Annotated in this window: 1 protein-coding gene; it reads right to left on the bottom strand. The window is 67.5% G+C overall.

What is annotated here, in order from left to right; all coding sequences use genetic code 11:
* Positions 1 to 1,748: condensation domain-containing protein (locus CcI49_RS39430; protein ID WP_158230902.1), on the bottom strand; the 1,748-nt coding region annotated here is incomplete at its 3' end.
* Positions 1,749 to 1,773: the final 25 nt, after the last annotated feature.

The following is a 1,773-nucleotide window of genomic DNA, read 5'->3' as shown; positions in this document are numbered from 1 at the left end:
CCATCGGCAATGACCACCCGGGCAGCGGAATCCTGCAGGATCGCCGCCACACGCTCCGCCGGATACCCCGGATCCACCGGCACATACGCGGCACCCGCACGCAGCACCGCAGTCAGGGAAATCACCAGGTCCACCGAACGCGGCAGGACCACCGCGACCCGGTCACCCACCGTCACACCCCGCCCAGCCAGAAGCCGGGCCAGAGCGTTCACCCGACCATCGAACCCCGCATACGTCAACACCCCACCATCCGCGTCATCCACCACCGCGACCGCCCCCGGAGAACGCACCACCTGATCCCGGATCAGCCCATCCACCGTCACCGCCGGAACCACCACCCCCGCACCCACCGACCACCCACCCACCGACGAGACGTCGGTGTCGAACAGCACCTGAAGATCGGCGATCCGTGTTTCGGGGCGGGTCGCGATTGTGGTGAGGGTTCGTTGTAGGAGAGCGAGGAAACGCTCCGCGGTGCCCGGGTCGAACAGGTCAGTGGCATAGCTCAGGGACCCGGTGAGGGTGTGCTGGGCCTCGTCCACGTAAATGTCCAGGTCCGTCTTGACCGCTCCGAGGGAAGCGCGTTGTTGCCGAGCGGTGACTCCGGGGAGATTGAGCGGGTCGGGCCCGCCGGACAGGTTCTGGTGGGTGAGCATGACCTGGAAGACCGGGTTGCGGGCAACGGACCGGTCGACGCCGACGGCGGACACGATGTGCTCGAACGGTGCGGCCTGGTGGGCGAGCCCATCCAGCACTGTCTGCCGGACGCGCCCGAGGAGCTCGCTGATCGTGTCGTCGGGTCGGAGCCGGTGGCGCAGGGGGAGGGTGTTGACGAAGTACCCGACCAGGTTCTCCAGGCCGTCCTCAGTGCGGCCCCCGACCGGGGAACCGATCACTACGTCGTCTCCTCCGCCGAGCGCGGAGACCGTCAGCGCGATCGCGGCCTGCACGATCATGAACATGCTCACGCCGTTGCGCTGCGCGGCGCCCCGCAACCCCGCCACAGTCTCGGACGCGACGGCGAACTCGGCATCACCGCCCTGGTGGGTGGGCTCAGCAGGGCGAGACCGGTCCAGGGCGATCGTGGATTCCTCCGGCGCGTCAGCGAGGGCATTACGCCAATAGCTCAAGTGCTGAGCGAGTTCGGAATCCGGGTCGGCGGGATCCCCGAGGATTTCTCGTTGCCAGATCGCGTAGTCGGCGTACTGCATTTTCAGCGGCGCCCACCCCGGCTCACGACCGGCCGACCGGGCCTGGTATGCGGTTGACAGGTCCCCCAGCAGCACCGGCAGCGACCATTCGTCAACCGCATGGTGATGCACCGCCAGCACCAGTACCCACTCCGTGCCAGCCTCCCGCAACAAGCCGGCGCGGAAGGGAATGTCTGCCGCCAGGTCAAACCCCCGCCGCACGAAGTCGGCGATCCGTTCCTCTGCGGCGTCACCCCCGGAACCGGAGAGATCCTCCGGGATCAGTGTGAGGCGAACGCTCGCGTCCTGGGCAGGGACGACCACCTGACGCAGCCGCCCGTTGTCTTCCACGATCAGGGTTCGCAATGCCTCGTGCCGGGTGACTACATCCTTCACCGCAGCATCAAGTGCGCTGACGTCCAGTTCTCCGGACAGGCGAAGCGCCATTGGCACCACATACCTGCCCCCCGGCCCGCCCAGGCGATCAATTACCCAGAGTGCTTGCTGTCCGAAAGACGCCGGGAGGTTCGCGGGCCGCGGTAGATCCCCGATCCGCAACGCTGGAATCGTCGAGACACCCGAG

The organism is Frankia sp. CcI49 (assembly GCF_001983215.1).
Taxonomy (GTDB): Bacteria; Actinomycetota; Actinomycetes; order Frankiales; family Frankiaceae; genus Parafrankia; species Parafrankia irregularis.
Note: the sequence above shows the minus strand (reverse complement) of the source record. Positions and strands in the feature narration are given on the sequence as shown.